Consider the following 22429-nt stretch of genomic DNA (forward strand, 5'->3'; position numbering starts at 1 on the left):
GCTTGATGTTCAATCGGTTTCGATCCGCATACGTACCGGATCAAAGTTCAGAGAGCAACAACACGCCATGGCTTGCCAACAGTGCGGTCGGCACTGAAGGCTACGTCGATTTCGTCAGAGAGTTCGCGGGGATTTCGTTCGCGGGAGGCCTGTATCGCGTACATAACAGTGCGAGTGGTGCACGTGCACTGGACTTTGTCGGCGGTGCGTTTCCTGAGTTTCGCAATCGTGCATTTCCCTTCGGATTCGACTGGCTTGGAAGGCAGTTCGCGCTCGACTTCAGTCGAACCAGTGACGGTCAGCCACTCGTCGTGCTACTTGAGCCTGGGACCGGCGAGGCGCTGGAGATCCCGGTAACATTCTTGACGTTTCATGAGGAAGAGTTGATCGATTTCGCGGACGCCGCTCTGGCGAGGAATTTCTTCCAGGAGTGGATCGCCATGCAACCTGATGTCGAGCCGCTAAGCCACGACAAGTGCGTTGGTTACCGTGTGCCGCTGTTCCTAGGTGGAAAAGATGTGGTCGAGAATCTGGAGGTGAGCGATATCGATGTCTACTGGTCGATCTGCGGACAGCTTCGCAACGGGACGCGCAACCTGCCCCCAGGCACTTCTGTGAACGAGATCGCTGGCCCGCTGGATTGAGGTTTTCTCGCCTCATTCGGTGATGGGTCGTTGGAGGTGGAGCAGGACGAGTGCGGCGGCGGCGATCTCGGTGATTCGCCAGGGGTCCAGCGTGATGCGGCGCAGGACGGGCCAGGTCGCCTTGAGTAGAGCGTTGGCACGTTCTGCCGGTGCTCGTAGTGTGTTGATCGCGGCGTTGCGGCTGACCACGTCGGCGTTCAGGTTGGTCCCCTTGAACGGCACGATGATGCCGATCCCGGCGCCCTCGTAACCCTTGTCGCACAGGGTGGGCAGTCCCGCCGCGGCGGCGGGATACAGGAACGGGAGGACGTGGGCACGGGCGGTGACGATGTCGTTGACCGTGCCGGGCTCGACCGGGCTGACCCACTCGGGATACCCGTCCGGACCGGTCAGGACCTGTAGGTTCCCGCCGTGCTGAGCGTGCTTGCCCGACTACCACAGGTCCGCGGCCCCGGCTCCGGCGGCGGCGACCTTCGTGGTCGGGATCAGCGTGCCGTCCAGACACAGGTGCGGCCAGTCGGCGCCCGGTCCGCGATCACGTCGATTGCTTCGTGCAGGTACCGGTACGCGGTCGCGGTCGAGATGCCGGCGTCCAGGGCCAGGATCCGCAGCTTGGTCGCGTCCTTGAACCAGCGCAATACCAGCAGCGCTTGCGTGCGGGCGGTCGCTGCGCGCTGATCCTTCCGGTCAGGACCCCGCGTCCTGACCGCGACACACCGTGAACCCGCAGGTCACGGCCCTGCGTGTCGACCTCCCGTGGTCAACCCATCCTCAACGACGCATCATCGCGCCGAGGAACGAGGCGAGAAAACCTCATTGTAACCATTCAGGATCTTAAGGGAAAACCACATTTTGACAAGAAGACCGGACAGTCGATTCCTACGCCGCATGTAAACATGCCTGGCAGGTTGGCGCGGCCGCCCGAGTCCTGGGAGATTCCACGGAGAATTCATGACACGCTTGAATGAACTTCAGGAATGGTATGCGCTTCAGTGTGATGGCGACTGGGAGCACTCGTTTGGGGTCAAGGTCGACACTGTAGACAACCCTGAATGGGTTGTCTCGGTCGATATCGTCGGTACGCCGATCGCAGGTAGCACTATTACTTCCTATGAGGAGTTCCCCTATGGAGAATGGTTGCGTATCGACTGTGACGGAAAAGTGTTTGGTATTGGTTGCGGCCCGAGGTCCCTTGACCGTGGCGTTGCCGCGTTTCTTGAGTTTGCCGGTCGCAACTTGGAGTGAGATATAAGGTGGTCCATTACTATCCGCTGTTCATGCCTTGGTTGGCCCGTGCAACTTGTCGAGCCGCGAGAGCTTGCATCGTAGAAGTCGCTTGGTCAGGCCGCGGCGGGCGAGTCGCGCCGGCATAAGGAGTGGAGAACGCAGCTCACTCGAGTCGGGCATGACGTTCGTGGTTGCTTACCGGGCCCCGTGCGTCGGCGAGGCAAGTGGTTGCCCCTGCGACCGGCGACGATCCGGCGGACGGTGACGGGATCGGCCGCAATGTGGTGGCCGATCCCGGCCGCTGGCATGCCGGCTTGGCGCATGCGAGCGACAGCGACGAGCCTGGGGCCTATCTGGCTCAAGCGGCCCAGCTGTCCCGGCGCACCGACATGAGGAGCACAACGGCGTCCGGCCCGTGCACCGCCGCGAGGCGCATCGCGTCGCGCTCGCCGACCGTGAGCAGCAGATCGGCGTCGCCGAACGAGCGGACGGCGTCGGCGAGGTACGCCCGGTCGAAGGCGACGGTGCCCGGCGCGTCGCCCACCCGGACCTCGGCGGGGTCGAGGCTGATCAGCACCAGGTCGTCGCGCCGTCCGCCGTGCGTCTCGCTCCCGACGTCGGACCGCAGGACCCGTTCCAGGAGGTCCGGCGCCGGCACGGTCACGCCGCCAGGCTCACCCCGGGAACTCCCCGGCCAGGACCCGTGTGCCGCGAGGACGGCCTGGTCGTCGGGGTACAGCGCATCGATCGGCGTGCCGTCGACGCCGCCGAGCGTGATCCGGTGCGCGGCCAGCGTCACGTCGATCCGCGCCGTCTCCGCCCGCTCCAGGAACGCGTCCACGACCGCGACCGGCACGATGACACGCACCGGCGGTCCCGACCCATCGACCACCGGCACACCCGCGACAGCCATCCGGTGCCGGTCCGTGGCGACGAGCCGCAAACCGGAGTCGTCGACGTCGAAGAGCACGCCGCGCAGCGCCGGCCAGCCGGCGTCGTCCCCCACGGCATGCCGGACGGCGCGGAGCGCGGCATGCAGCGCGGCGTCGTCGACCGTGAGTGTGGTCGTCGCCGCCAGCAGTTCGCGCACGGCGGCGAGGTGGGCGGACGCCGTGGCAAGCTCGGCCTCCAGGCGGCGCTGGTGCGCGTCGACGACCCGACGCGCCGTGACGGCGTCGCTCGTGATGACGCGGCAGATGTCGGCGACCGGCATGCCCGTCTGACGCATCCGGGCGACCAGCCTGCCGCGTTCCACCTGGTCGGGCGCGTACCAGCGGTAGCCCGTGGCCGGGTCCACGCGCGCGGGGCGGAGCAGGCCGGCGGCGTCGTAGTAGCGGAGGGCGCTGACGGGCAGGCCCGAGGCGCGCGAGAACGCGCCGACGGTCAGCATCGTGGCGGGGTGCACGGGTACAGCATCGACCCTCGACCCACTTCAGGGTCCAGCGGGTTCACGACGCGCGCGGAGCCGGGTCGCGGCCACGGCGCACACCCCGAGCACGACGGCGCAGCAGTTCAGAGCGACCCCGGGGGAGACCCGCTCCGCGAGCGCCCCGAGCAGATTGTTCGAGACCACGATCGGCGCGAGCTGCGCCAGCGCGGTCCAGGCCTGGACCCGGGCCAGGTGGGTGCGCGGTGCGCTGCCCAGCACGAACGGCGCCAGGTGCGCGACGGCGACGCCCGTCCCCGCCCCGACGACGACGGCCGCGCCCGCCACCAGGGCCGGTGCACTCGTGGCGGCGAGCAACGCCACGCCGGCCGACGTCGCCGCCAGTCCCAGCGCCACGGCCCGCCCGGTCCGTCGCGCCGTCCCGGTCCGGGCGACGACGAGCGCGGCGCCGATCGACCCCGCCGCCTGCGCGGCGACGACCACGCCCGTGGCCCCGGCGCCCCACCCGGACGCCTGCCCGAGCAGGGGCACGAGCAGCGACGACACCGGCAGCACGGCGGCGGCCACGGCACCCGTCAGCACGAGCGCCGCCGCGAGGCCGCGCGTCCTGGTGACCACGCGGGCGCCGTCGGACAGGGAGCGCCAGAACGGCTCGGCGGAGGGGCCGATACTGCGCGCGGGCCGGATCACCGCGAGGACGATCAGGACGACGGCGAAGCCGGCCGCGTCGGCCACCGCGATCGCGGGCAGGCCGACGGTGGCGACCAGGACGCCGCCGAGCGGCGCGCCGGCGAGGAGTACCGCCTGGCTCAGGCCCTGGCGGAGGGCCATCGCGTGGGGGAGCGCGGCGTCGTCCACGAGGCGGCGGGGCATCGAGCCTGAGGCTGGCAGGGAGAACGCCGAGACCACGCCGGAGGCGAGGGCGGCGGCGACGAGGAGCCACGGCGTCGGCCCGGAGGAATGCAGTGCGACCGCGAGGGCCAGGCAGACCGCGGCCATGGTGGACTCGGTGCACAGGAGGAGGCGTCGGGCGCCGACCCGGTCCGCGACCGAGCCGCCCACCAGCACCAGGAGCAGCCGCGGCAGGCCGGACGCCGTCAGGACGAGCGCCGCGACCTGGCCGCCGTGCGACGCCGCGGCCCAGCCGAGGGCGAACCAGAGGACGGTGCTGCCGAGCTGGCTGAGGGTGCTCGCGGCGAGGAAGGCGAGCCAGGCGCGGGGGAGTTTGGTGGGCATGGCCGGGAGCCTGCGGGGTCGAGCGGGTCGAGGGTCAACGGCCGCGTTTGTCGTGGGCTCGGGGCCGTCTGCGTCGGACTACGATCGAGTGTGCGACTGTTCGAGAACCTGACCGCGACGCCGCGTCCCGCCTGGCCGGGGCTGCAAAAACTCGTCGACGAGGCGGCGGTGTCCGTCGAGGTCCTCGCCCCGGACGACGCGACCAGCCGCCGGACGCTCGAACAGCTCCAGGTGACGACGGCGTCGTACCTGGGCGCCGTCGTCGTGCACACCGGTGGGCTCCTGATCGATCACGGGTGGCTGCGGGTGTACGGGAGTCCTGGCGGTGACACTGGCCTGTCGGGGCTGGCCGCGGTCAACGAGTTCCCGCTCGTGCCCGAGGCCTCCTGGTACGTGGCGCACGGGCTCGTCGTCGCGCACGACGTGCTCGGCGGGACGTACGTGCTCAACGGGCCGCACCCCGGATCGGTCGGGAGGCCGGGAAGTCCCGGCGAGATGACCTATCTGGCCCCGGACACGCTCCAGTGGGAGTCGCTGGAAGCCGGTTACGCGGCGTGGCTCGCGTGGGTGCTCGACGGCGGGCTGGCCGACTTCACGGAGGGCCTGCGGTGGGACGGCTGGGACGCCGAGACCCGCGGCCTGAGCGGGGACAGCGGGCTGAACTTCTACCCGCCGCTGTGGTCCAAGGAGGCGCACGTCGACCTGGGGGCGACGACCCGGGCTGTGGTGCCGATGTCGGAGCTGGTCGGGATGGCGCGGGCTACGGCTGAGCAGATCGACGGGGTTGATGTCGGGGCGTTGGGGACGTTCGGCTGACCCAATAGCCTCGCGCCATGAGTCTGGGCGTGCTGTACGTCGTGGTGACGGCTGCCGGAGCGACCCGGCAGGTGCCGTCCCGGCTTCTGCCGCTGGCCGCCGAACAGGGCTGGGACGTGTACGTCCTGGCCACCGAGCAAGCCCAGCGCACCTTTCCCGAGACGATGCACCAGATCGCGGAGGCCACGGGACGCCCGGTGCGGACGGACTTCCACACGGCGGTCGGCTACTCGCTGCCCGATCCGGACGCCGTGATCGTGGCACCGGCGACCTACAACACGATCACCAAGTGGGCGCTCGGCATTGCGGACACCTACGTCCTGACTCGCCTCGCCGAACAAGTCGGCCGGGGGATCCCGATCACCGCGGCTCCCTACGCCAACGTCAGGTTCGCCGCCCACCCGACCTATCAGGGGAGTTTGACCACCCTCAAGGAGTGGGGCGTGTACGTCGTGATCGGCCCGAGCGAGCCGCACGAGCCGGGCGACGGCGCTGCGGACGACTTTCCGTGGGACGAGATCCTCGCGACGGTGTCCCGACCGTCTGGATCCTAGGATCCGCAGCATGAACACCCAAGTCAGAGTGTGGTGTCTACGGCACGCGGAGTCCGAGAACGTCACCGCTGCGCTCGCGGGCGCGCTACCGAACGCACCACTGACCGAGCGGGGACACGAGCAGTCCGTCCGCGTCGCGAGAGCGCTGGCGGGCGAGCCCATCCGGGCGGTGTACGCCAGCGCCACCGTCCGGGCGTGTGAGACTGCGGAGCCGCTGGCCGCTGCACACGGCCTTCCGGTCTTGGGTGTGCCCGGGCTGGTCGAGATGGGGATCGGCCGGGAGGAGGGCAGCGGCGACCCGGCTGTTCGAGCGCGAACCACTGAGGTGCTTCGCTCCTGGGTCGTCGACGGCGACCTCGACGAGCGGGTGGCCGACGGCGAGACCGGCCACGAGGTCCTCGACCGGACGACGGCTGCCTTCCGGCGCATGGCCGAACGGCACTCCGGTGAGACGGTCGCCGTCGTCGGTCATGTCGGCAGCCTCACGCTCGTGCTGAGCCAGCTGTGCGGGCTCGGGGCGTCGGTGTGGGGTGCGCCGTTGCCTCATGCTGAGCCGTTCCTTGTCGAGTGGGACGGGGGCAGGTGGGGCGGAGTGGCCGGGTTGACCGCTGGCGGATCGCCCCTGCAGTGGTGACCGGCTGACGTTCTTCGTGAGGCGGCTCGGGCCTTACGCCTCTGCGGGGTACCCCAGCGGTTCTCCGACGAGTGCGTCGACCGAATCGAGGACGTCGACGAGGAAGGACTGCCTCGTGTCATCAGATCGGTAGTCCGTGATGCCCAGACCTACACGGCGGAGGTGGTGGTAGAGATGGAACTCCACGAATCCGACGGGTTGGTCGGACCTGCAGTCGGCGATCGTGATGCTGAAGGCGGGCCACGACTGGTAGGTGCGGACGCGAACGAGTTCCTTGCCGACCTCCTTGTTGAGTCGTGCCGCTAGTTCTTGTGCGCGGTGCAGCGACGCCTTTGTCTGTGCCGAGAAGCCTTCGTGTTGATAGGCGTCGTCGAGCATTGCGGCGATCGGTGGATTGCTGTTCAGCCAGTCTGGGTCGATCATCACGACGTCGACCTGCACACCTCGGCGGACAGTCTCTCTCAGCAGCCGTTCGTCGCGGGACAAAGTGGTGATGCCGACGCCAAGTGCGAGGAGATGATGCTTGGCGCCACGCCATACTGTGTCGTACTCCGCCTGCCTGTTTCGGCCGTCGCCCACGTAGTCGATGCCGCGCATTCGTCGTCGTGCGACGACGAGTTCTCGGTACACCCAGACCGGTGTCAGGACGACGACAACCCCGGCCATGCAATAGGCGATCACTGTCGCCGCGGGCGCGGGAATCGCACCCGGCGCAAAGGCGAGAGCAAGGTTGGCGGAAACCCCGAGGACGAGTACCGCGAGGCCGCTCCGAGCAAGTCTGTCCATTTGATTTACCGATCTGACCGTCTCGGAGTCCGGGGAACAAACGCTGTCGCAACGGCGGAGTGCTGGTCAAGGTGGAGTGACGGTAGGACCGCTGAAGTCATTCAGAAGTCGGGGAGCGAGGTTACTGTGCAGTTCTGGCGTGCTGTCGACCTGCTGGATGTACCGAGCCGCCCGGTACGACATCGATGTCACGTGTCGTAGTTGCCGTCCCACGGCTCGGAGAATCCGAGCTGGTTCGGGTAGAGCTCGGCCCAGTTGTCCTCGGTCTCGTCCTCGCCGTGCTGCTCGATCACCAGCCCGAAGCGGGCCTGGTCGAACTCGACCAGGAACGGGCGGATCGCGATGTCCGCGTACTCACGCCCGGGGAGTGCCTCAAGAAGCTGGTCGAGTCGCGCATACGCTCGGGTCACAGGGTCGTCGCCGGGCGACGTTTCCTGCAACCGGCGTTGTTCGCTGTAGGTCCCCGAACGCCAGATGTCCGAGCCGAGGTGTCTCCCCACGGCGTCGAACGTGTGCAGGACGGCGAAGATGTGCTTGTGCTCTTCCCACGGCCCCCACGCTTGGGTACGGCCCTCGCGAAACGCCGACGTGACACACGCCAAGAACTGGCCGCCCTCGAACCGGCCGATCGTGTCGGTGCGGTAGTCCGGCTTGTAGGCGATCGGGATAACGTCCGGTACGGGCATGGCCGACACCATAGCGGCGGGCTGTGACACGGCTGCGGCCGGTTGCCCGTTGAGCGGCCGAGTCGTTGAGGTGCCTGCCAAGGACGTGACTGCTGGATGCTCACAGCCCTGTCGGATGGATGGAAAGCCAGTCGGCGTACTCCTCGCGCAAGTGGTCCCGGTCCGCCAAAGTCGGGGCGATCACGTCGGCTCCGCCGTCGTACGGTGCGTAGATCCAGTCGACTGCCTCGTTCGTGAACACGGTGGCATCGACACCGTCGGCCGTCCGCCGCAGGAGCGGATCGAGCACCTCGCGCGCGAGGGGAAGTCGCTGGACGAAGGCGTACTGCTGGAGTGCGACGTCCGGGTCGCCGTCCACCTCGGACTCGAACGTGCGCCAGAGCGCCCACTCCGCGGCGACCTTTCGGAACTCGGCTTCGGCGCTGAACCGCCCCTCCGCGTCACACCTCAGATGGATCGCGACGAGGTCGCTGTCGTCGTCGTCCCTCAGCGCGGCCAGTACCTGGAAGTGACGGTCGAGGAGAATCTCGTACTCGTCCTCGCAACCGGCGTATCGCTGGGAGTCGGGGAGGCTGTGAAAGCGGACCCAACGCTCGGCGAGATGGGAACGCACGGACCAGGACAGCGGGAGCGCGTCGCCGGCGCGCCGTGCCCAGGTCTCAGTGAGCCAGTCCCATGACTCGTCCGGCTGCGGCATACGGAACCCGCGCAGGCCCGCCACGACTCCGTGGGCACGCGCCGATGTCCGGGCCCACCACCAGCCCAGTTCCCAGAGCATGGTCATCACACACGAGGTAGCAGCGCGCGCAGGTACCGCCGTCGGTAGACATGCTGAGCAACCAGGATCAGCGGGAACGCAGCACGCCAGACACCCCGGCCGGCGCGCGTGAGGGAGCGGAGCGTCGGGCTCACGTTCCCGCCGTCGTCCCGGTGGACGATGAACGCTTCCTGCCCCGAGACGGGGTGGCCCCTCAGGGTGCCGTAGGCGAGGGCGGCGCGACGGTCGGTCAAGACCGTCGTGACGATCTCGACGGGCTCCCGCACCCGAATGACGCCGATTCGGGCGATGAGCCAGAAGCGCTCTCCCGGACGTGCCGGACGCCCCGGTTCGAGCGGCGGGTCGACGGCGAAGCCGCTTCGGGTCTTGATGCCCCAGGACAGGACTGCCGCCGAGGCCGCGTCCCAGAGGTCGTCCCCGGAGCCGAGCTGGACAGTGTGCTCGTACGCCCGCCATCCGGCGGGTGGGCGCCACTGTTCCGTGGCGGGCGTCGTGGCGCCCGCGACGGAGTAGCTGCGGATGCGTCGGCCGAGGTGGTATTCGACGAGCCCGACAAGGTCATCGGGGTTGCCGCCAGCATCGGTGATGGCGGTCCGCACGACGTGCTCCTCCGCAGCGCTGAGGGCAAAGGCCGCACTCGTGCCCGTGTCGTTCGCGTCCCAGATGGGCTTCCCGCTTGTGCCGATCCCCGTACAGCCGATGCTGCACGGTGCGAGCGCCAGAGCGATCTCAAAGTCCTCGTCGTCGCGTGGGTCGAGCGTGAGCGAGATGTCGCTGCGTGGGTTCGCCGCGAGGCGGCGTTCTGCGAGCTGGACGGTTGCGCGAAGGTCCGCGGGCCAGTCGGCGTCGGAGGCGACATCGACCTCGAGGCGCGTCAATCGGTCGCGCTGTGTTGTCAGCGCGCTTCGGATCGCGACCTCAACCGTTGTCCGTGCAGCGCCGTCCGTCACGACGAGCCAGCGCGCGTCGTCCTCTTCTGCAGTTCTGCCCACGCCGCACATCCTTCCGCACTGCGATCGCAGGACGTTGGAGCGCTGCCCATGCGGAGGTACTTCGCCAGGACTTCGGAACATAGTTCGGGACTGCCGTGATGTTTGTCCGGCTTGGCCGGCTCCGCCGACCGGGCGGGACGATTAGTCGCGCGATGTCACGAGGGTGGTGCCTCCAGCGGCAGCGAAAGCCACTCAAGCTCCGCGAGCTGTGGCACGTCGTCGACAGGACCGGCCCCGACCAGGACGTTCTCCCGCACGTAGAGGGCGATCCGGTCGTCGTGGTCGCAGCCCGGGCACTCGCACAGCCAGGCGTCGACGACGACGTCGGACGCGGCGGGGTCGCCGACACCGTTGCGGTCCCAGCGCAGGACGTCGCCTAGTTCATAGCGGTACTGCCACACCGCGCCGTACCGGAACTGGATCTCGCGTGGCGCGACCACCTGGCAGGACGGGCAGGCGATCGTAAGGTCGAGCGAGTTGAACGCGCCCATGTCACTCCGCGACGTCGCCGTGTTCGGCGAGATACGTGCCGAGCAGGTTCAGGGCGAGCGCGCACGCAGCGGTGTCTTCCTCCGCCGTCAGGTCACGCTGCCGGACGTTCTGCCGGTCGGACGCCACGACCGCCTGCACGATGTGGTGCTCCCAGACGACATTGGCACCGCTGACCCCGAGCCGGTCGCTGAGCCACGACGAGAAGTCGCGCAAGAGTCGCTCTCGCGCCCAGTCGAACCCACCGAGGAACGCGGCGAGCGTGGCGAACGAGTCATCGGAGACGAACATCCGTCGTCGATGCTGTAGATGCCAGACCAGCGTCGCGAGGGTCACCTCGGCTGCGTCGCCAGGATCACGAGGGCTCTCCGGTCCGGCCTTGCCGCGCCAGCCCGCCGTCAGGTCGCGCGCGACCACCGTGATGGTGCGGTCGGTGAACTCCAGCTCGTGGCTCACGCCGTCGGCATGCGGCAGTAGCTCGTCGACCAGGAGGCCTGATCGCGGACGACCGCCGTGGACGCCGTCCATCTCGACGTGGGACACGCCGTGGTACCGCACGACGAACTCCGGCGGTGCGCCGCCCCAGGCCGCCAGGACCAGGGTGACCTCGACGCCGTCGTCGGTGGACCGGGTGGACATCCGGTCGAACGATGCGCTGCGCGGGCTCCACCCGTGGGAGAAGTCGTAGTGCTCCGGGTCGAGCGCGAAGGACCGCGCGCCGGGAGGCAGTTCGTCGGCGAGCTTGCTGAGCCACTCGAGGTAGGGACGAATGTCAGTCGTCGTCCCGCCGTCTGACGACTCCATGGTCACGTAGCGCACGGGGGAGTCTCCCACAGGGGCTGATCGGCTCCGTTGCGCGCCATGAGCTACGACATCTTCGCCTTCGACCCGGGCTGCGTCACCGACGAGGGCTTCTCAGAGTGGTGGGACGCCCAGTCCGAATGGACCGAGGACCACTCCTACTCCGACGTGGGTGTCACGACGGCCGACCTGCAGGCGTTCTATCGCGACCTCGCCCAGGTCTTCCCGCCCATGAACGGCCCCGGCGCGCCAACAGAGGAGGCGATTCGAGATGATCCCGAGCTCAAGAGCCGTACGAGCAGCTACGCGATTGGCACTTCATTGGTCTACGTAGCATTCGCCTGGAGCCAGGTGAAGGAAGCTCGCCGAGTCTTCGCGGCGCTGGCCGAAAAGTATGGGGTCGCCGTCGCATGGGTGAGCGACGATAGCTCGATTGTTCGGCCATAGGCCCATTCCTGTTCGGGCACGTCGGCACCTGGCAGACTGCCCCGATGTCATTCAGCAGGATCTCGCTGGAGGGCCGGCTGACGGTGATCGCCGGCCCGCGGCCGCCGTCTGACGACGGTTTCTGCTCGGATCGGATCCAGGTCTTGCACTGGCGCGTTGACGAACCATTCGGCGACGACGGAACCCACCTCCACCGGACGAGCGACGAGGTCTATGTGGTGCTGGAGGGCGCCATCGACCTGGAGATCGATGGATCGCGGATCACCGTCGCAGCAGGGGAAGCGGTGACCGTCGGCGCGGGCGTCTCCCATGCTCTCCTCGCCGTCCAACACCCGGCACGAGGTCTGACCATCCGTGGCCCCGCCGTCAACGACAAGGTCGTCACCGGTGCCCGCGTTCGGTCTGAGAACCACGAAGAGAACAGCACTGCGGTCGAGTAAGCAGAAGGACCACGACACGCTGATCCACCCCGTGCGCGGCCGGTACTTCGACTGCGGGAACACGAACGGCTGGCTCGCCGCCAACCTGGCGGTCTCCCAGGGCTAGGCGTGCGACGACCTCAGGCGTGCGTCGACGGCGTGGCAGCCCGCGCCAGCCGGCTGGCCAGCTGGTCGGCCAACGACCTCGCGCGTGCCAGCTCCTCGATGATCCGACGGACCGCGTAATCCCCGCCGGCCACCATGGATCCGGGGCCGTCAGGCCATGGACCCGTCGTCGCGGGGTGCGCGACGTCGAAAGCGGTGGCCGGGTCATCACGCCGGATGGTGCTGGTGTCGAGCAGCTCCATCGCGGCCTTCCACGCACGGTTCATGCCTCGGTCCCGTCGGTCGGTGGTCTCTTCCTCACCGTGGTCGCGGTGAGCAACTGATCCAGCGTCGCCGGGCGACGGCCGTCCCGCCAGGGACCAAAGTCCCGTTGCGTCCGGGCCGACGCCGCGACGTCCCCCACTAGGCTGAGCCGCATGCCCGACCGAGCGTTCAAGGTGCCCACCCTCGACGAGGTCGCGCAGCGGGCAGGCGTCTCGCGGTCGGTGGCGTCCCGCGCCATGAACAACGCCCGCAACGTGAGTCCGGCCAAGCGGGAGGCGGTCGCCCGGGCGGCGTCCGAGCTCGGCTACGTCCCCAACGCGACGGCCCGGGCCCTGGCGACGAGCACGGGCGGTTCGGTGGTCTTCGCCGTCTCCGACGACGACCCGGCGCTGTTCGGCGACCCGTTCTTCTCGCAGGTGCTCGTCGGAGTAGCGGGGGCGCTGGACCGGTCGGAGCTGGACCTGACGCTGATGCTCGCGTCGTCGGAGCACGGCCAGGCCCGGCTCGAACGGCTGCTGCGCTCGCGGCGTTCCGACGGGCTGATGCTCATGGCGCTGCGCGGGGACGACCCGCTGAACCGGCTCGTGGCGGCGAGCGAGTTGCCGGTCGTGCTCGGCGGCCGGCCGTTGCGCGGCGAGGCGCGGTGGTACGTCGACGTCGACAACCGGGGCGGCGCCCGCCTCGCCACCGAGCACCTGCTCGGATCGGGGCGCCGTCGTATCGCCACCATCACGGGCCCGATGGACCTGCAGGCCTCCGTCGCCCGGCACGACGGGTTCGTCGACGCCATGGCGGTGGCCGGCCATGGCTCGGACCTGGTCGAGCACGCCGACTTCAGCTTCGAGGGCGGCGCCCAGGCGATGGCGCGGCTGCTCGCCGTCGACCCCGACATCGACGGCGTGTTCGCGGCGTCGGACAACATGGCGGCCGGCGCCGTCCGCACCCTGAGGGCGCAGGGCCGCCGCGTGCCCGACGACGTCGCGGTGGTCGGCTTCGACGACCTGGAGATCGCGCGGCACACGGAGCCGGCGCTCACCACCGTCAGTCAGCCGATCCGTGGCCTCGGTCAGGAGATGGCCACGATGCTGGTGCGGCTGATCGGTGGGGAGTCGCCGACCCCGGTCATCCTGCCGACCCGCCTGGTCGTGCGGGGGTCGGCGCCGGGCGCGGAGTGACTCCGCGCCCGGGCCAGGTCAGTACCGCGTGTACTTGACCCACTCGTAGGTCGCCGTCCGCTGGCCTGTGTAGTTGAACGGCCCGAGCCAGCTGTCGACGCCGGTCCCCGGCCACAGGTTCATCATGATGCGCTGCGGACGCGTGGGGAGCGGGCCGCGCGAACCGTTCTCCTGGTGGACGAGGCGCCCGTCGACGAACCAGTTGATCGTGCCGCCGTTCCACCACTCGATGGCGTAGTCGTGATAGCCGGCCGCGGCGTCGAAGCCCAGGTTGATGACCGACTCGTGGCCGCCGACACCGTTCGTGAAGTAGTTGGTCTGCATCTGCCACGTGTTCTTGCCGAGGATCTCCACGTCGATCTCGTCCCACGGCTGGCCGTCGCTCGGCCCGGTGTAGGTGAAGAACGAGGTGACGATCCCGGACCCGGACGCCGCCTTCATCCGCACCTCGAAGCGCCCGTAGGAGTACAGCTCGTTGCTGCGGTACTCCCCGGAGGCGTACGGCTTGCCCGAGCAGCCGGCCGGGCAGGAGGCGTTGTCCAGGTTCAGGCCCAGGACGCCGCCGTTGTGCCAGACGTGGTCGGCCCGCCAGCCCGCGTTGAACATGCCGCCGTTGGTCCACCCGTCGGCCTTGTGCCAGCGGCTGGTGTTGTACGAGTCGAGGTTGTCGGTGAAGCTGCCGCCGACGGCGGCGGCCGGCGGCGTCAGGCCCGGCGTCGCCGAGAGCCCGAGCAGCAGGCCGAGGGCCAGGGCCGGGGCCAGGCCCAGGAGCCGGCGTCGGCGTCGGGCGGTGGAACGGTGCTGCGTCGTCGTTGATCGCATGCGTGCCTCCGTTGGTACTCGTGGTGGGTGGTGCCTGGCTGGTGGTGGCCGTGCCTGGTGGATGCCGTCAGTGGTGGGTGCGCCGTCAGTGGTGCGCACCGAGCGGCGGCTGGGCGAGCTCGATGAGCTCCCGTGCCTGCTCGGGGAACCACTGGCCGGCGGGCGGGTCGACCATGCCGCGCTCGGGGTCCTCCGGTCCGCCGAGTCCGCGGAAGCACTCGCCGTCCGACTCGCCCGGGATCTTGATCCACAGCAGCGCGTCGACGAGCTCGTTGCCGGTGTCGGTCGTGGGTCGCTGGCCCAGTCCGCGGTCCGGCGGGTTGCACCACGTCTCGGCGTCGGGGTAGACGCCCGTGGGCGCTGCCCAGGCGCCCCGGCCGTTGCGGCTGGTGTCGACGACGAAGTGCGTGGTGGGCTCGACGTCGCCCAGCGCCAGCTCGTAGCGCGAGTCGATGCCCGCGGTGTTCAGCGCCGGGTCTGCCGCCGTCGGGCTCCAGACGCCCTGGTTGGACAGGGTCACGCCGGTCCAGTCGTTCGCCGGGCCGCCGCTCCAGTACTGGTTGCCGCAGCCCGCGTAGTCGCCGGGCGTCACCTGGGTGGCGTAGGCGATGCACTGGGAGATCCAGGTGCCGTAGGCCACGCTGTTCTCGGTGAACTCGTAGTTGGACACGTTCAGGAAGAACCCGTCCGCGCGCTCGACGCCGGCCTTGACGAGCCGGTCGGCGGCCTCGCCCACGTTCAGCCACGACGTGTTCGTGCCGTCGAGGTACACGACGGCGTTCGGCAGCTCCTGCAGGCGGTCGACCGCGTAGTTGAGCATCTCGAACCGCTCCGCCGCGGCGTCCCGGCCGGTGGTCTCGGGGTCGTACTCCGGCGGCCGGCAGTTCTCGAGCTGCCCGTCCAGGGTGGTGTACCAGGGGATGACGCCCAGCCCGTCCGGCTCCAGGACGACGGCGACCTCCTCGCGGCCGATGCCCGCAGCGAAGCCGTCGATCCACGCCTTGTACTCCGCGACGTCGCGGGCGCCGCCGGCCGAGTAGAGGGCGCAGTCGCGGAACGGGATGTTGTACGCGACCAGCACGGGGACCTTGGTGCCGGTGCGCTTGACCAGCTTGTGGACGTCCCGCTTCACCTCGGCGGGGGTGCCTTCGGTGAACCAGGTGGCGCTGGGGATCGTGCTGAGCAGCAGGGCGTCGCGCCTGGCCTGCCCGCGCAGGGTGTGCGCTGCTTCCTTCGTGGAGCTCTGCGGGTTGTTGTAGAGCTTGGTCCCGGGGCTGAGGACGTCGTTGGCCGCCCAGGCGGGCGTGGCGCCGTCGAGAAGGGCGGTGCCGCCGAACAGGGCGGTGCCGAGCGCACACGCGGTGAGCGCGGCCAGGAGCCGGCGGGGTCGTTTCATGAGGGTTCTCCCAAGGTCTCTGCGAACGCGTCATTGCGTGTTCGTCGCGGTGCTGCATGGGACGTGCACAGAACTGGAACATTGTGGAAGCGCTCCCAGTCTGATCATGGTGTGGGGAGGTGGGGGAGCGTGTCAAGGCGTTCGTCGCAGCCAGTTCCACCCGAGCACCACGCACACGAGACCGTTGAGCACCCCCACGGCGACGTCGCTCGGATAGTGCATCCCTCGGTACAACCGGGAGTAGATGACGAGCAGGGGCAGCGCCACCAGCACGACGGTCACGATCACGCGCAGCCACGGGTACCGGATCCGCTGCGCCATCAGCGCCAGCGAGACGTAGAGCGCTACCGAGGCGCCGGAGTGGCCGCTCGGGAAGCTCGAGGTCGGCGGTGCCGCGTCGAGCTGTTCCACCTCGGGGCGTCCGGCGCTGACGACGAGCGCCGCCAGCATGAAGACCGCCGCCTGGACGGCGACCGCGATCGCCGGGACCACCGCGTACCACCACTGCCTGGTGCGCCACCAGACGACGCCGGACACGACGAGGCAGATCCCGATGATCGTCTCGGTGGTCCCCAGCACGCCCCACACCTCCGTGAGGAGGTCGAGGGTCGCCGTGCGCTGCTGGACGAACCATTCGTTGACCGCGCTCTCCCGCTCTCTGAGCTCCGCCAGCGGGCCGGTGAGCAGGAACCCGAGCCCCACGACGATCACCCACCACACCGCTGCCGGAACCCCGACCCGCAGGCCGAGGTCGCGGCGCACCTCGCGCCCCTCGGGTGTCGATGTGTCGTCGGTCCACCGATCGAGGTCGAGCATCAGGAGGACGTACCCGGCTCGCCGCGCGGCGTCGACCAGTGCTGGTAGGCGAGGTATGACGCCAGCACGAAACCGACGCCGAAGAGGGCGCCGGCCACCACGTCGGAGGGGTAGTGGACGCCGAGCATGACCCGGTCGACCCCCGTGGCGACCGTGAGCAGCACCGCCCCCGCCACCGCAGCAGCACGCAGGGCCCGCGACCTGAGCGACGACCACACAAGGACCACCAGCGTCGTCGTCATCGCCGCCGTGTTCGCGGCGTGCCCCGACGGGAACGAGAAGCCGCCCGCGCTCTCCACCGGGTGGTCCAGCACCGGCCGCGCGCGTCGCACGAGCTCCTTCAGCAGGTTGGACAGTCCCCAGGCCGTGAGGATCGTCGTGAGTGCCCACCAGGTGCGCGCGGCGTTGCCGGTGCGCCACCAGTAGACGAGGCAGAGCGCGGCGACGGGCACCAGCAGGCGCGCCGCGAGGAAGGCCCACTGCCACACGACGAGCGTGCGCAGGAGCTCAGGGTGTGACGCGGCGAGCGCCGTACCCGCGGTCACGGCGCGCTCGTCGAGCTGGACGAGCGGTGGCCACTGTTCGCGCACGAGAAGTGCGATGACGACGACGGCGGAGCCGGTCGTGACACCGACCAGCGCGGCGCGTACCAGGCGGCGCGCGCGACCCGCGGTCGCTCGCGCCGGCCGGGCGGTCTGGGGACCGAGGGCGGGGTTGCGGTGCCGTGCGGGTCTCATGCCGACACGCTCCCACAGGGTGGTGCCACTGGCGCCTGGTGGCGGGAGCCGTGACCTGGCCACCGTGCGAAAGAAACCGAAGCGGGGGAGGTGACTGCGGCCGTGGAGACGCCGGCATCGTGACCGACGCTGACGAGGGCAGGACTGCTGCCGGTGACCTCCGCACGGGCGCGCGCCGTGACCGCTCACGGAGCCTGATCCAGCACGGACGACCGTGCCGTGGGCCCGACTGGTCATCAGGTCCACGGCACGTCACGTCCTACGACCGGCGGAGTCTTACTGCGCTGCGCCGAGTCGGGGGTTGCTGAACACGTTGATCGCCGCCGTGCTCACATCGTGCGACGTCGAGAAGATGCCGCCGTCCTGCACCTCTGCCGCGCCGGGCAGAGCCACCGCAGACCCGATCTGCCGGTAGTTGACACCGTCGTAGGAGTAGGACGCCGCCACTCGGCCGTCCGTGCGGTCCAGCCTGACCCACACGGCGCGGTGCGTGTCGATCCGCGCCTGTGCTGCGGTGTCCACGTAACCGTCCGCGTTGGCGTCCCACTGGAAGACGACGCCGTTGCGTGGGGTCACCGCCGCGATGGCGTAACCGGCCGAGGTGCCGGGCGCGGCCAGGTCGTTGCGGATCATGACGCCGCTCTTGGCCCAGGCGTTCGTGTCGTTGAGCGTGTCCACGCGGGCGGACACGCTCGACCCGGAGCTGACGGAGCCGGCCCGGTAGAGCGCCCCGAACGCGTCGTCCCGCTGACCGCCCCCGCCCCAGACGTCGGCGCCCGAGCCCGCGACACCGAACGTGGTCTCCCGCTGACCGAAGTAGCTCTCGTCCGCCGACAGCGCCGTCGTCTCGAACCGGTCGTCGACCGGTGCTTCCACCGGACACTGCGCGAGACCGAACAGGTTGGCGTTGAGCGTCGTGCGGTGCGCGGGTGCGACGCCGGCCGCACACATGACCTCCAGGGCGCCCTGCGGCCAGTTCGTGCCCGAGACCGAGACGTTGTCGATGAGCTGGTTGTTGCGTTGCTCCGCGTTCGGGATCTGGGCTCCGCCGGAGTTGAACCAGTTCTCGCGGATCATGTTGTCGCTGGTGTTGTTGCCCTCGCTGTAGGCGTTCGTGAAGATCCAGGGGTTGGTGCCCTGGAGCACGTTCTGCCGGTAGGTGGTGTACCGCGTCCCCTCGTCGAGGTAGAGGCCGACACCGGAGACGTTGAAGAGGTAGTTGCGCTCGACCACCGTGCCAGGGCTGGCCGAGAGGTTGTACAGCGAGCCGCCGTCCGCGAACCGGGCCTTGGTGTGGTGGACGAGGTTGCCGGCGACGAGGTTGTCCTTGAGCGTCGTCGGGGTCGTGTATCGGGGATGCCAGTTGTAGTAGCCGCGGCGGACGTACTCCGCCGAGCCGCCGGCGTCGTTGATGCCCCAGCCGTAGCCGGTGTCGATGCCGTCGTAGGCGACGTTGGCGACCTCGTTGTGCACGATCTGCACGTTCGTCGCGTACGTGCTGAGGATGCCCGAGTTGTCCTTGTACTCGACGGCGACGCGGTTGACCGTGTTGTTCTCGATGCGGATGTCCTTGTTGATCATCCGCGGATCGCTGGGGTGGTGGGCGTCCTCGCGGACTCCGCCGACGGCGATCCCGTGGCCGCCGACCTCGTTGAAGACGTTCCCCAGCACGTCGATGCCACTGGCTCCGAGACCGATCCCCGCCAGGGTCGCGTTGGCGTCGTTCCCGATGCCGAGCGCCGTCTGCCCCAGGTTCGTGAAGCGGTTGTTCGAGAGGGTGATGTCGCGGGCCGCCGAGATCTGCACGGCCGCCGGTTCCTGGTACCAGGCGTCGAAGCGGGCTCGTTCGAACATCTCGCAGCCGCGCGAGCAGCTCGTGAAGGCGTCGTCAGGACGATAGTCGTAGTCGTCCTTGATGTACGCGCCGTTCTGCTGGGTCGCGTAGCCGTGGGACGAGGGGCCGAGCCACGACGTGCCGGTGAACTGGATACCGTCGAGCTCGAGGCCTGTCACCGGCTCGTCGTACGTACCTGCGATGCTGACCAGGGACTCCACCCGGGGGAGCTCGACGTCCAGGTCGTCGGGATCGACGCCTGCACCGGGCTTGTAGTAGACCTTCCCCGCGGACGGGTCGAGGTACCACTCGCCCACCTCGTCGAGGAAGGCGAGGGAATTCTCCAGGTACCACGTGGGCCCGGCCAGGAACGAGTTCTGGACCGTGTCCCAGCCCCAGGTGTTGTTGTCCCAGGCGGGCTGCGCCATCGTGATCATGGAGCCGTCGATGCTCTCGACGGGGGAGTAGCGGTTGGTGAAGTCGCCGAGCGACTGGAACTCGATCCGGTCCTGGTCCGGCAGCTCGCCGAGATAGTCGAGCCGGCGGTTGTTGATGGTCAGCCCGGCCGGGGTGGGCGTCACGTCCGAGTTGGCCAGCGACAGGGAGGCACGCTGCGCGATGACCCCGTTCACGTAGAGCTGGCGGCTGTCGAGCCCGCGCGGTGCGTCCGCCACGTAGACGCCGGCGTCCTCGTCGTAGACGGACCATCCGGAGACCTCGGTGGCACCCGAGATCACGGGCTCAGCGCCGGGGGCAGCCGTCCACCGCACGGTGCGGCCGTCGCGGCCGCCGTCCTGCGCACGGAACTCGAGCGGTTCGGCGACCCGGTAGGTGCCGTCCGCGAGCAGGACGGTGATGTCCCTGCCCTTGCGGGCCTCGTGCCGGACGACGTCCTGGACGTGCTCGAGCGAGCAGGGTCGCGTCGCCTGGCACCGGCCGACGTCCCGGCCGTCCGGCGCGGCGTAATACGTGCGGTCCCGGTCCTGGGGAGAGGCCTGTGCCGACTGCAGCGGGGCCAGTGTCGCGGCGAGCACCGCTGCGACGCTCAGGACGGCCAGGGCGCCGGCTCTCCTGGCTCGATCTCGACTCCGTGGAGCCCGGGTTCGTGACTTCAGTGTCATCGTGCCATCGCTTTCTTCTCGGCGACTGGGCGACCATGCCCGCGGCGAGCGTAGTCACACATATGATGTATGCGCAATGGTCGAAGAGGGTTCGGGAGATACGATGGGCGCCCGTGCGGCCCCTCGAGTTCCGCGGCGGAGGAGGAGAGACACGTGGTCCAGCAGGCACCGACCAGCACGCAGGTGACGCGCAACCGGCCGGCGCTCGCGGAGGCGGTCATCCACGCGCTGGTGCAGGACGTCGTCACGGAGAAGTACGCGCCGGGCAGCGCACTGCCCACCACCGCCGTGCTGTGCGAGACGTTCAAGGTGAGCCGGACCGTCATCCGCGAGGCGCTCACCGCGCTGGCGGAGAAAGGGCTGGTCGCCGCGCGCCAGGGATGGGGCACCGTCGTGCTCGACAGGGAGTCCTGGCGGCTGCTCGACCCGATGGTGCTGGAGGCGATCTTCCAGCGCGAGGACAGTCTGCTCTTCATGGACCAGCTCATCGGCATACGAACGGTGCTGGAGGGCCTGATGGCGTCGTCCGCGGCCCGGCAGATCACCGACGAGGCCCGTGCGGAGCTGTCCCGCCAGTTCGACGTGCTCAGCGCCTCGCTCGGTGACGAGGAGAAGTACGCCGAGGAGGACATCGCGTTCCACTCCCTGGTGCACCGGATCTCCGGCAACGAGTTCGCGCGGGCGATCATCTTCAGCATCCAGGGGAAGGCCCGGCTCGTGGCCGAGTACACCGGCGCGCCGCCGCAGGGCCATACCGGGCTGACGCACGAGGAGCACCGGCACATCTTCGAGGCCATCGTCAGCGGCGACACCGAGGCGTCGGCCGACCTGATGCGAGCCCACATCTCCCGGAGCTGGGCTCGCCGCCGCCCCAAGGGCTAGATGTCATTCGTATGATAAGTTACCACCAGTGCTCAGTGCTGGTGGTGCTGTCGTCATGGCGAATTCGAACTGCGCGACGACCGCCCATGAACCGTACTGAAGAGCGGGCTCGGTGAGCCCGCCCCGCGGCCCCCGGGCCGGCGGGTCGGTCCGAGGTCAACGAGGGAGTCGTCGTCAATGAAGATCACGGGGTATCGGAGCCTGCTCACCGTCCATCGGTGGGGGCGGCCGGTCGGCGACGTGAACGGCGTGGTGGGCAGCGGCGTGACCGAGGTGCCGGTCCTCCTGGTCGAGACCGACGGTGGTCTGACGGGGGTCGGCCTCGGTGCGCACGACGCGATCGACCGGGTCTTCCCGGCGATCGAGGGAGAGGACCCCCGTGCGGTCACGGCGCTGTACGACCGGATGCTGTCGTGGGTCTTCAAGGCTGGTCACACCGGGTCGACCTTCGGCACCATCGGGGCGCTCGACATGGCGCTGTGGGACCTCAAGGCGAAGATGGCCGGTGAGCCGCTGTGGCGCCTGCTGGGAGCGAGGGACCGGTTCGTGGCGGGCTACGCGTCGGGCCTCGAGTACGGCCTGGACGAGAACGGCCTCGTCGAGCTGTACTCGCGGTTCGCCGAGCGTGGGTTCACGGGCGCCAAGGTGAAGGGTGGTCTCGACCTGCGTCGTGACGTGGCCCGGCTCCGGGCGGTGCGCGAGGTGATGCTCCGCAACAGCGAGGACCCGGCGCTGATGTACGACGTGAACGAGAGCTGGGGCCGGCACCAGGCCCGGCGGCTGCTGGGGCAGATCGAGGCGCAGGTCGATCTCACCTGGATCGAGGAGCCGGTGCGCCGCTGGGACGTCGAGGGTCACCTCGCCCTCGCGCGGTCGACCTCGACGGCGTTGGCCACCGGCGAGAACCTCACCGGGCTCGAGCAGTTCCGGCCGCTCGTCGAGGCCGGTGCGGTCGACGTGGTGCAGACCGGGAGCGTCTGGGGTCCGACGCACTTCCTGCGGGTGGCGGCCTTCGCCCACGCGCACGACCTGCCGGTCAGCCCGGTCGCGTACAACTGCAACCCGCTGGTTCATGCGGCGGCCGCGGTGCCCAACCACCTGGTGAGCGAGGTGCAGGACCTGTCGTTCCCCGTCGGCCTGAGCGTCGACCAGACCTTCGAGGACGGCGGGATCGTGCTGGGCGACGAGCCGGGCCTCGGCATCGCGGTGGACGAGGCGGAGATCGCCGCGGTCAGCGGGACGGGATCGTGGGCGATTCCGGCCGGTCCGCATGTCCGCCCGCGCGACGCCGGCCTGCGGCTGGCCCTGCGCCGGGACCCGGCGGCACCGCTCAAGGTCGCCTCGGTGAGCTGACGCCACC

The 22429-nt window shown here is 69.4% G+C and carries 24 protein-coding genes and 1 pseudogene; 10 read left to right on the forward strand and 15 right to left on the reverse strand.

The genetic code is table 11. The features are described from left to right. Positions 1-5: 5 nt before the first annotated feature. On the forward strand, positions 6-644 hold the full coding sequence (locus ACH45N_RS08785) for a T6SS immunity protein Tdi1 domain-containing protein (RefSeq protein WP_397393012.1): 639 nt from the start codon (positions 6-8) through the stop codon (positions 642-644). A 12-nt stretch (positions 645-656) separates the two neighbouring features. Here ACH45N_RS08785 and ACH45N_RS08790 read toward each other — a convergent pair. Further along, positions 657-1354: pseudogene (locus ACH45N_RS08790) on the reverse strand (transposase family protein); the annotation flags it as partial. Between the two features lie 241 nt (positions 1355-1595). Between ACH45N_RS08790 and ACH45N_RS08795 the strand changes: the two are divergent. Next, on the forward strand, positions 1596-1889 hold the full coding sequence (locus tag ACH45N_RS08795; protein WP_397393013.1) for an Imm53 family immunity protein: 294 nt from the start codon (positions 1596-1598) through the stop codon (positions 1887-1889). A gap of 340 nt (positions 1890-2229) precedes the next feature. Here ACH45N_RS08795 and ACH45N_RS08800 read toward each other — a convergent pair whose 3' ends face one another. Next, a complete protein-coding gene (locus ACH45N_RS08800) occupies positions 2230-3276 on the reverse strand; it encodes a MerR family transcriptional regulator (protein WP_397393014.1) in 1047 nt (348 codons plus the stop codon). 27 nt (positions 3277-3303) lie between these two features. Beyond that, complete coding sequence (locus ACH45N_RS08805; protein ID WP_397393015.1) at positions 3304-4494, reverse strand: MFS transporter; 1191 nt, start codon at positions 4492-4494, stop codon at positions 3304-3306. Between the two features lie 90 nt (positions 4495-4584). On the opposite strand from ACH45N_RS08805, the gene ACH45N_RS08810 reads away from it, so the two are divergent. From ACH45N_RS08810 to ACH45N_RS08820, 3 genes are read left to right on the forward strand one after another with little or no spacing between them, the layout of a single operon-like run. Next, positions 4585-5310 carry a DUF2625 family protein gene (locus tag ACH45N_RS08810; RefSeq protein ID WP_397393016.1) on the forward strand — a complete coding sequence of 242 codons (726 nt, stop codon included), beginning with the start codon at positions 4585-4587 and terminating at the stop codon, positions 5308-5310. Between the two features lie 17 nt (positions 5311-5327). After that, positions 5328-5864 (forward strand): flavoprotein, encoded by a 537-nt coding sequence (locus ACH45N_RS08815; protein ID WP_397393017.1) that lies wholly within the window; start codon positions 5328-5330, stop codon positions 5862-5864. 10 nt (positions 5865-5874) lie between these two features. After that, positions 5875-6498: a histidine phosphatase family protein gene (locus ACH45N_RS08820; protein ID WP_397393018.1), complete on the forward strand. Its 624-nt coding sequence runs from the start codon at positions 5875-5877 to the stop codon at positions 6496-6498. Positions 6499-6531: 33 nt separating this feature from the next. Here ACH45N_RS08820 and ACH45N_RS08825 read toward each other — a convergent pair whose 3' ends face one another. From ACH45N_RS08825 to ACH45N_RS08850, 6 genes are all read right to left on the reverse strand, one after another. Beyond that, on the reverse strand, positions 6532-7284 hold the full coding sequence (locus ACH45N_RS08825) for a hypothetical protein (RefSeq protein ID WP_397393019.1): 753 nt from the start codon (positions 7282-7284) through the stop codon (positions 6532-6534). A gap of 188 nt (positions 7285-7472) precedes the next feature. Further along, on the reverse strand, positions 7473-7970 hold the full coding sequence (locus ACH45N_RS08830; protein ID WP_397393020.1) for a hypothetical protein: 498 nt from the start codon (positions 7968-7970) through the stop codon (positions 7473-7475). A 100-nt stretch (positions 7971-8070) separates the two neighbouring features. Further along, on the reverse strand, positions 8071-8754 hold the full coding sequence (locus ACH45N_RS08835) for a hypothetical protein (RefSeq protein ID WP_397393021.1): 684 nt from the start codon (positions 8752-8754) through the stop codon (positions 8071-8073). Beyond that, positions 8754-9740 carry a DUF1990 family protein gene (locus tag ACH45N_RS08840; RefSeq protein ID WP_397393022.1) on the reverse strand — a complete coding sequence of 329 codons (987 nt, stop codon included), beginning with the start codon at positions 9738-9740 and terminating at the stop codon, positions 8754-8756. Before ACH45N_RS08840 ends, ACH45N_RS08835 begins: the two co-directional genes overlap by 1 nt. Positions 9741-9895: 155 nt before the next feature. After that, a complete protein-coding gene (locus ACH45N_RS08845) occupies positions 9896-10231 on the reverse strand; it encodes a hypothetical protein (protein WP_397393023.1) in 336 nt (111 codons plus the stop codon). Between the two features lies 1 nt (position 10232). Continuing rightward, positions 10233-11048: a hypothetical protein gene (locus ACH45N_RS08850; RefSeq protein ID WP_397393024.1), complete on the reverse strand. Its 816-nt coding sequence runs from the start codon at positions 11046-11048 to the stop codon at positions 10233-10235. A 42-nt stretch (positions 11049-11090) separates the two neighbouring features. Here ACH45N_RS08850 and ACH45N_RS08855 point away from each other — a divergent pair, with 42 nt between their 5' ends. Beyond that, a complete protein-coding gene (locus tag ACH45N_RS08855) occupies positions 11091-11477 on the forward strand; it encodes a hypothetical protein (protein WP_397393025.1) in 387 nt (128 codons plus the stop codon). A 44-nt stretch (positions 11478-11521) separates the two neighbouring features. Next, positions 11522-11917: a cupin domain-containing protein gene (locus tag ACH45N_RS08860; protein ID WP_397393026.1), complete on the forward strand. Its 396-nt coding sequence runs from the start codon at positions 11522-11524 to the stop codon at positions 11915-11917. Positions 11918-12036: 119 nt separating this feature from the next. On the opposite strand, the gene ACH45N_RS08865 is transcribed toward ACH45N_RS08860, so the two are convergent. Then, positions 12037-12264, reverse strand: coding sequence for a hypothetical protein (locus tag ACH45N_RS08865; protein ID WP_397393027.1), 228 nt, complete (start codon positions 12262-12264; stop codon positions 12037-12039). A gap of 174 nt (positions 12265-12438) precedes the next feature. Here ACH45N_RS08865 and ACH45N_RS08870 point away from each other — a divergent pair, with 174 nt between their 5' ends. Further along, the gene (locus tag ACH45N_RS08870; RefSeq protein WP_397393028.1) at positions 12439-13461 is read left to right on the forward strand and encodes a LacI family DNA-binding transcriptional regulator; all 1023 of its coding nucleotides are present in this window, start codon (positions 12439-12441) and stop codon (positions 13459-13461) included. An 18-nt stretch (positions 13462-13479) separates the two neighbouring features. Here the strand turns inward: ACH45N_RS08870 and ACH45N_RS08875 are convergent, their stop codons facing one another. The 5 genes from ACH45N_RS08875 to ACH45N_RS08895 form a co-directional block, all read right to left on the reverse strand. Then, the gene (locus ACH45N_RS08875) at positions 13480-14283 is read right to left on the reverse strand and encodes a glycoside hydrolase family 16 protein (RefSeq protein WP_397393029.1); all 804 of its coding nucleotides are present in this window, start codon (positions 14281-14283) and stop codon (positions 13480-13482) included. Between the two features lie 85 nt (positions 14284-14368). Further along, positions 14369-15679 (reverse strand): glycoside hydrolase family 6 protein, encoded by a 1311-nt coding sequence (locus ACH45N_RS08880; protein WP_397393030.1) that lies wholly within the window; start codon positions 15677-15679, stop codon positions 14369-14371. A 132-nt stretch (positions 15680-15811) separates the two neighbouring features. Next, positions 15812-16495: a phosphatase PAP2 family protein gene (locus ACH45N_RS08885; protein ID WP_397393031.1), complete on the reverse strand. Its 684-nt coding sequence runs from the start codon at positions 16493-16495 to the stop codon at positions 15812-15814. Continuing rightward, positions 16495-17232: a phosphatase PAP2 family protein gene (locus ACH45N_RS08890; RefSeq protein WP_397393032.1), complete on the reverse strand. Its 738-nt coding sequence runs from the start codon at positions 17230-17232 to the stop codon at positions 16495-16497. The genes ACH45N_RS08885 and ACH45N_RS08890 overlap by 1 nt, the downstream gene beginning before the upstream one ends. Before the next feature lie 276 nt (positions 17233-17508). Beyond that, complete coding sequence (locus ACH45N_RS08895; protein WP_397393033.1) at positions 17509-20100, reverse strand: right-handed parallel beta-helix repeat-containing protein; 2592 nt, start codon at positions 20098-20100, stop codon at positions 17509-17511. Positions 20101-20340: 240 nt separating this feature from the next. Between ACH45N_RS08895 and ACH45N_RS08900 the strand changes: the two genes are divergently transcribed. Both ACH45N_RS08900 and ACH45N_RS08905 read left to right on the forward strand, forming a co-directional pair. Beyond that, the gene (locus tag ACH45N_RS08900) at positions 20341-21069 is read left to right on the forward strand and encodes a FadR/GntR family transcriptional regulator (protein ID WP_397393034.1); all 729 of its coding nucleotides are present in this window, start codon (positions 20341-20343) and stop codon (positions 21067-21069) included. A 177-nt stretch (positions 21070-21246) separates the two neighbouring features. Continuing rightward, positions 21247-22422 (forward strand): mandelate racemase/muconate lactonizing enzyme family protein, encoded by a 1176-nt coding sequence (locus ACH45N_RS08905; protein ID WP_397393035.1) that lies wholly within the window; start codon positions 21247-21249, stop codon positions 22420-22422. The last annotated feature ends 7 nt before the right edge of the window (positions 22423-22429 follow it).

The organism is Promicromonospora sp. NPDC019610 (assembly GCF_044389365.1).
Taxonomy (GTDB): Bacteria; Actinomycetota; Actinomycetes; order Actinomycetales; family Cellulomonadaceae; genus Promicromonospora.

Coding starts and splice junctions, on each gene's coding strand:
- ACH45N_RS08785 (WP_397393012.1), top strand. CDS start 6: ATGTTCAATCGGTTTCGATCCGCATACGTACCGGATCAAAGTTCAGAG.
- ACH45N_RS08795 (WP_397393013.1), top strand. CDS start 1,596: ATGACACGCTTGAATGAACTTCAGGAATGGTATGCGCTTCAGTGTGAT.
- ACH45N_RS08805 (WP_397393015.1), bottom strand. CDS start 4,494: ATGCCCACCAAACTCCCCCGCGCCTGGCTCGCCTTCCTCGCCGCGAGC.
- ACH45N_RS08815 (WP_397393017.1), top strand. CDS start 5,328: ATGAGTCTGGGCGTGCTGTACGTCGTGGTGACGGCTGCCGGAGCGACC.
- ACH45N_RS08820 (WP_397393018.1), top strand. CDS start 5,875: ATGAACACCCAAGTCAGAGTGTGGTGTCTACGGCACGCGGAGTCCGAG.
- ACH45N_RS08825 (WP_397393019.1), bottom strand. CDS start 7,284: ATGGACAGACTTGCTCGGAGCGGCCTCGCGGTACTCGTCCTCGGGGTT.
- ACH45N_RS08830 (WP_397393020.1), bottom strand. CDS start 7,970: ATGCCCGTACCGGACGTTATCCCGATCGCCTACAAGCCGGACTACCGC.
- ACH45N_RS08835 (WP_397393021.1), bottom strand. CDS start 8,754: ATGACCATGCTCTGGGAACTGGGCTGGTGGTGGGCCCGGACATCGGCG.
- ACH45N_RS08845 (WP_397393023.1), bottom strand. CDS start 10,231: ATGGGCGCGTTCAACTCGCTCGACCTTACGATCGCCTGCCCGTCCTGC.
- ACH45N_RS08855 (WP_397393025.1), top strand. CDS start 11,091: ATGAGCTACGACATCTTCGCCTTCGACCCGGGCTGCGTCACCGACGAG.
- ACH45N_RS08860 (WP_397393026.1), top strand. CDS start 11,522: ATGTCATTCAGCAGGATCTCGCTGGAGGGCCGGCTGACGGTGATCGCC.
- ACH45N_RS08865 (WP_397393027.1), bottom strand. CDS start 12,264: ATGGAGCTGCTCGACACCAGCACCATCCGGCGTGATGACCCGGCCACC.
- ACH45N_RS08870 (WP_397393028.1), top strand. CDS start 12,439: ATGCCCGACCGAGCGTTCAAGGTGCCCACCCTCGACGAGGTCGCGCAG.
- ACH45N_RS08875 (WP_397393029.1), bottom strand. CDS start 14,283: ATGCGATCAACGACGACGCAGCACCGTTCCACCGCCCGACGCCGACGC.
- ACH45N_RS08880 (WP_397393030.1), bottom strand. CDS start 15,679: ATGAAACGACCCCGCCGGCTCCTGGCCGCGCTCACCGCGTGTGCGCTC.
- ACH45N_RS08885 (WP_397393031.1), bottom strand. CDS start 16,495: ATGCTCGACCTCGATCGGTGGACCGACGACACATCGACACCCGAGGGG.
- ACH45N_RS08890 (WP_397393032.1), bottom strand. CDS start 17,232: ATGAGACCCGCACGGCACCGCAACCCCGCCCTCGGTCCCCAGACCGCC.
- ACH45N_RS08905 (WP_397393035.1), top strand. CDS start 21,247: ATGAAGATCACGGGGTATCGGAGCCTGCTCACCGTCCATCGGTGGGGG.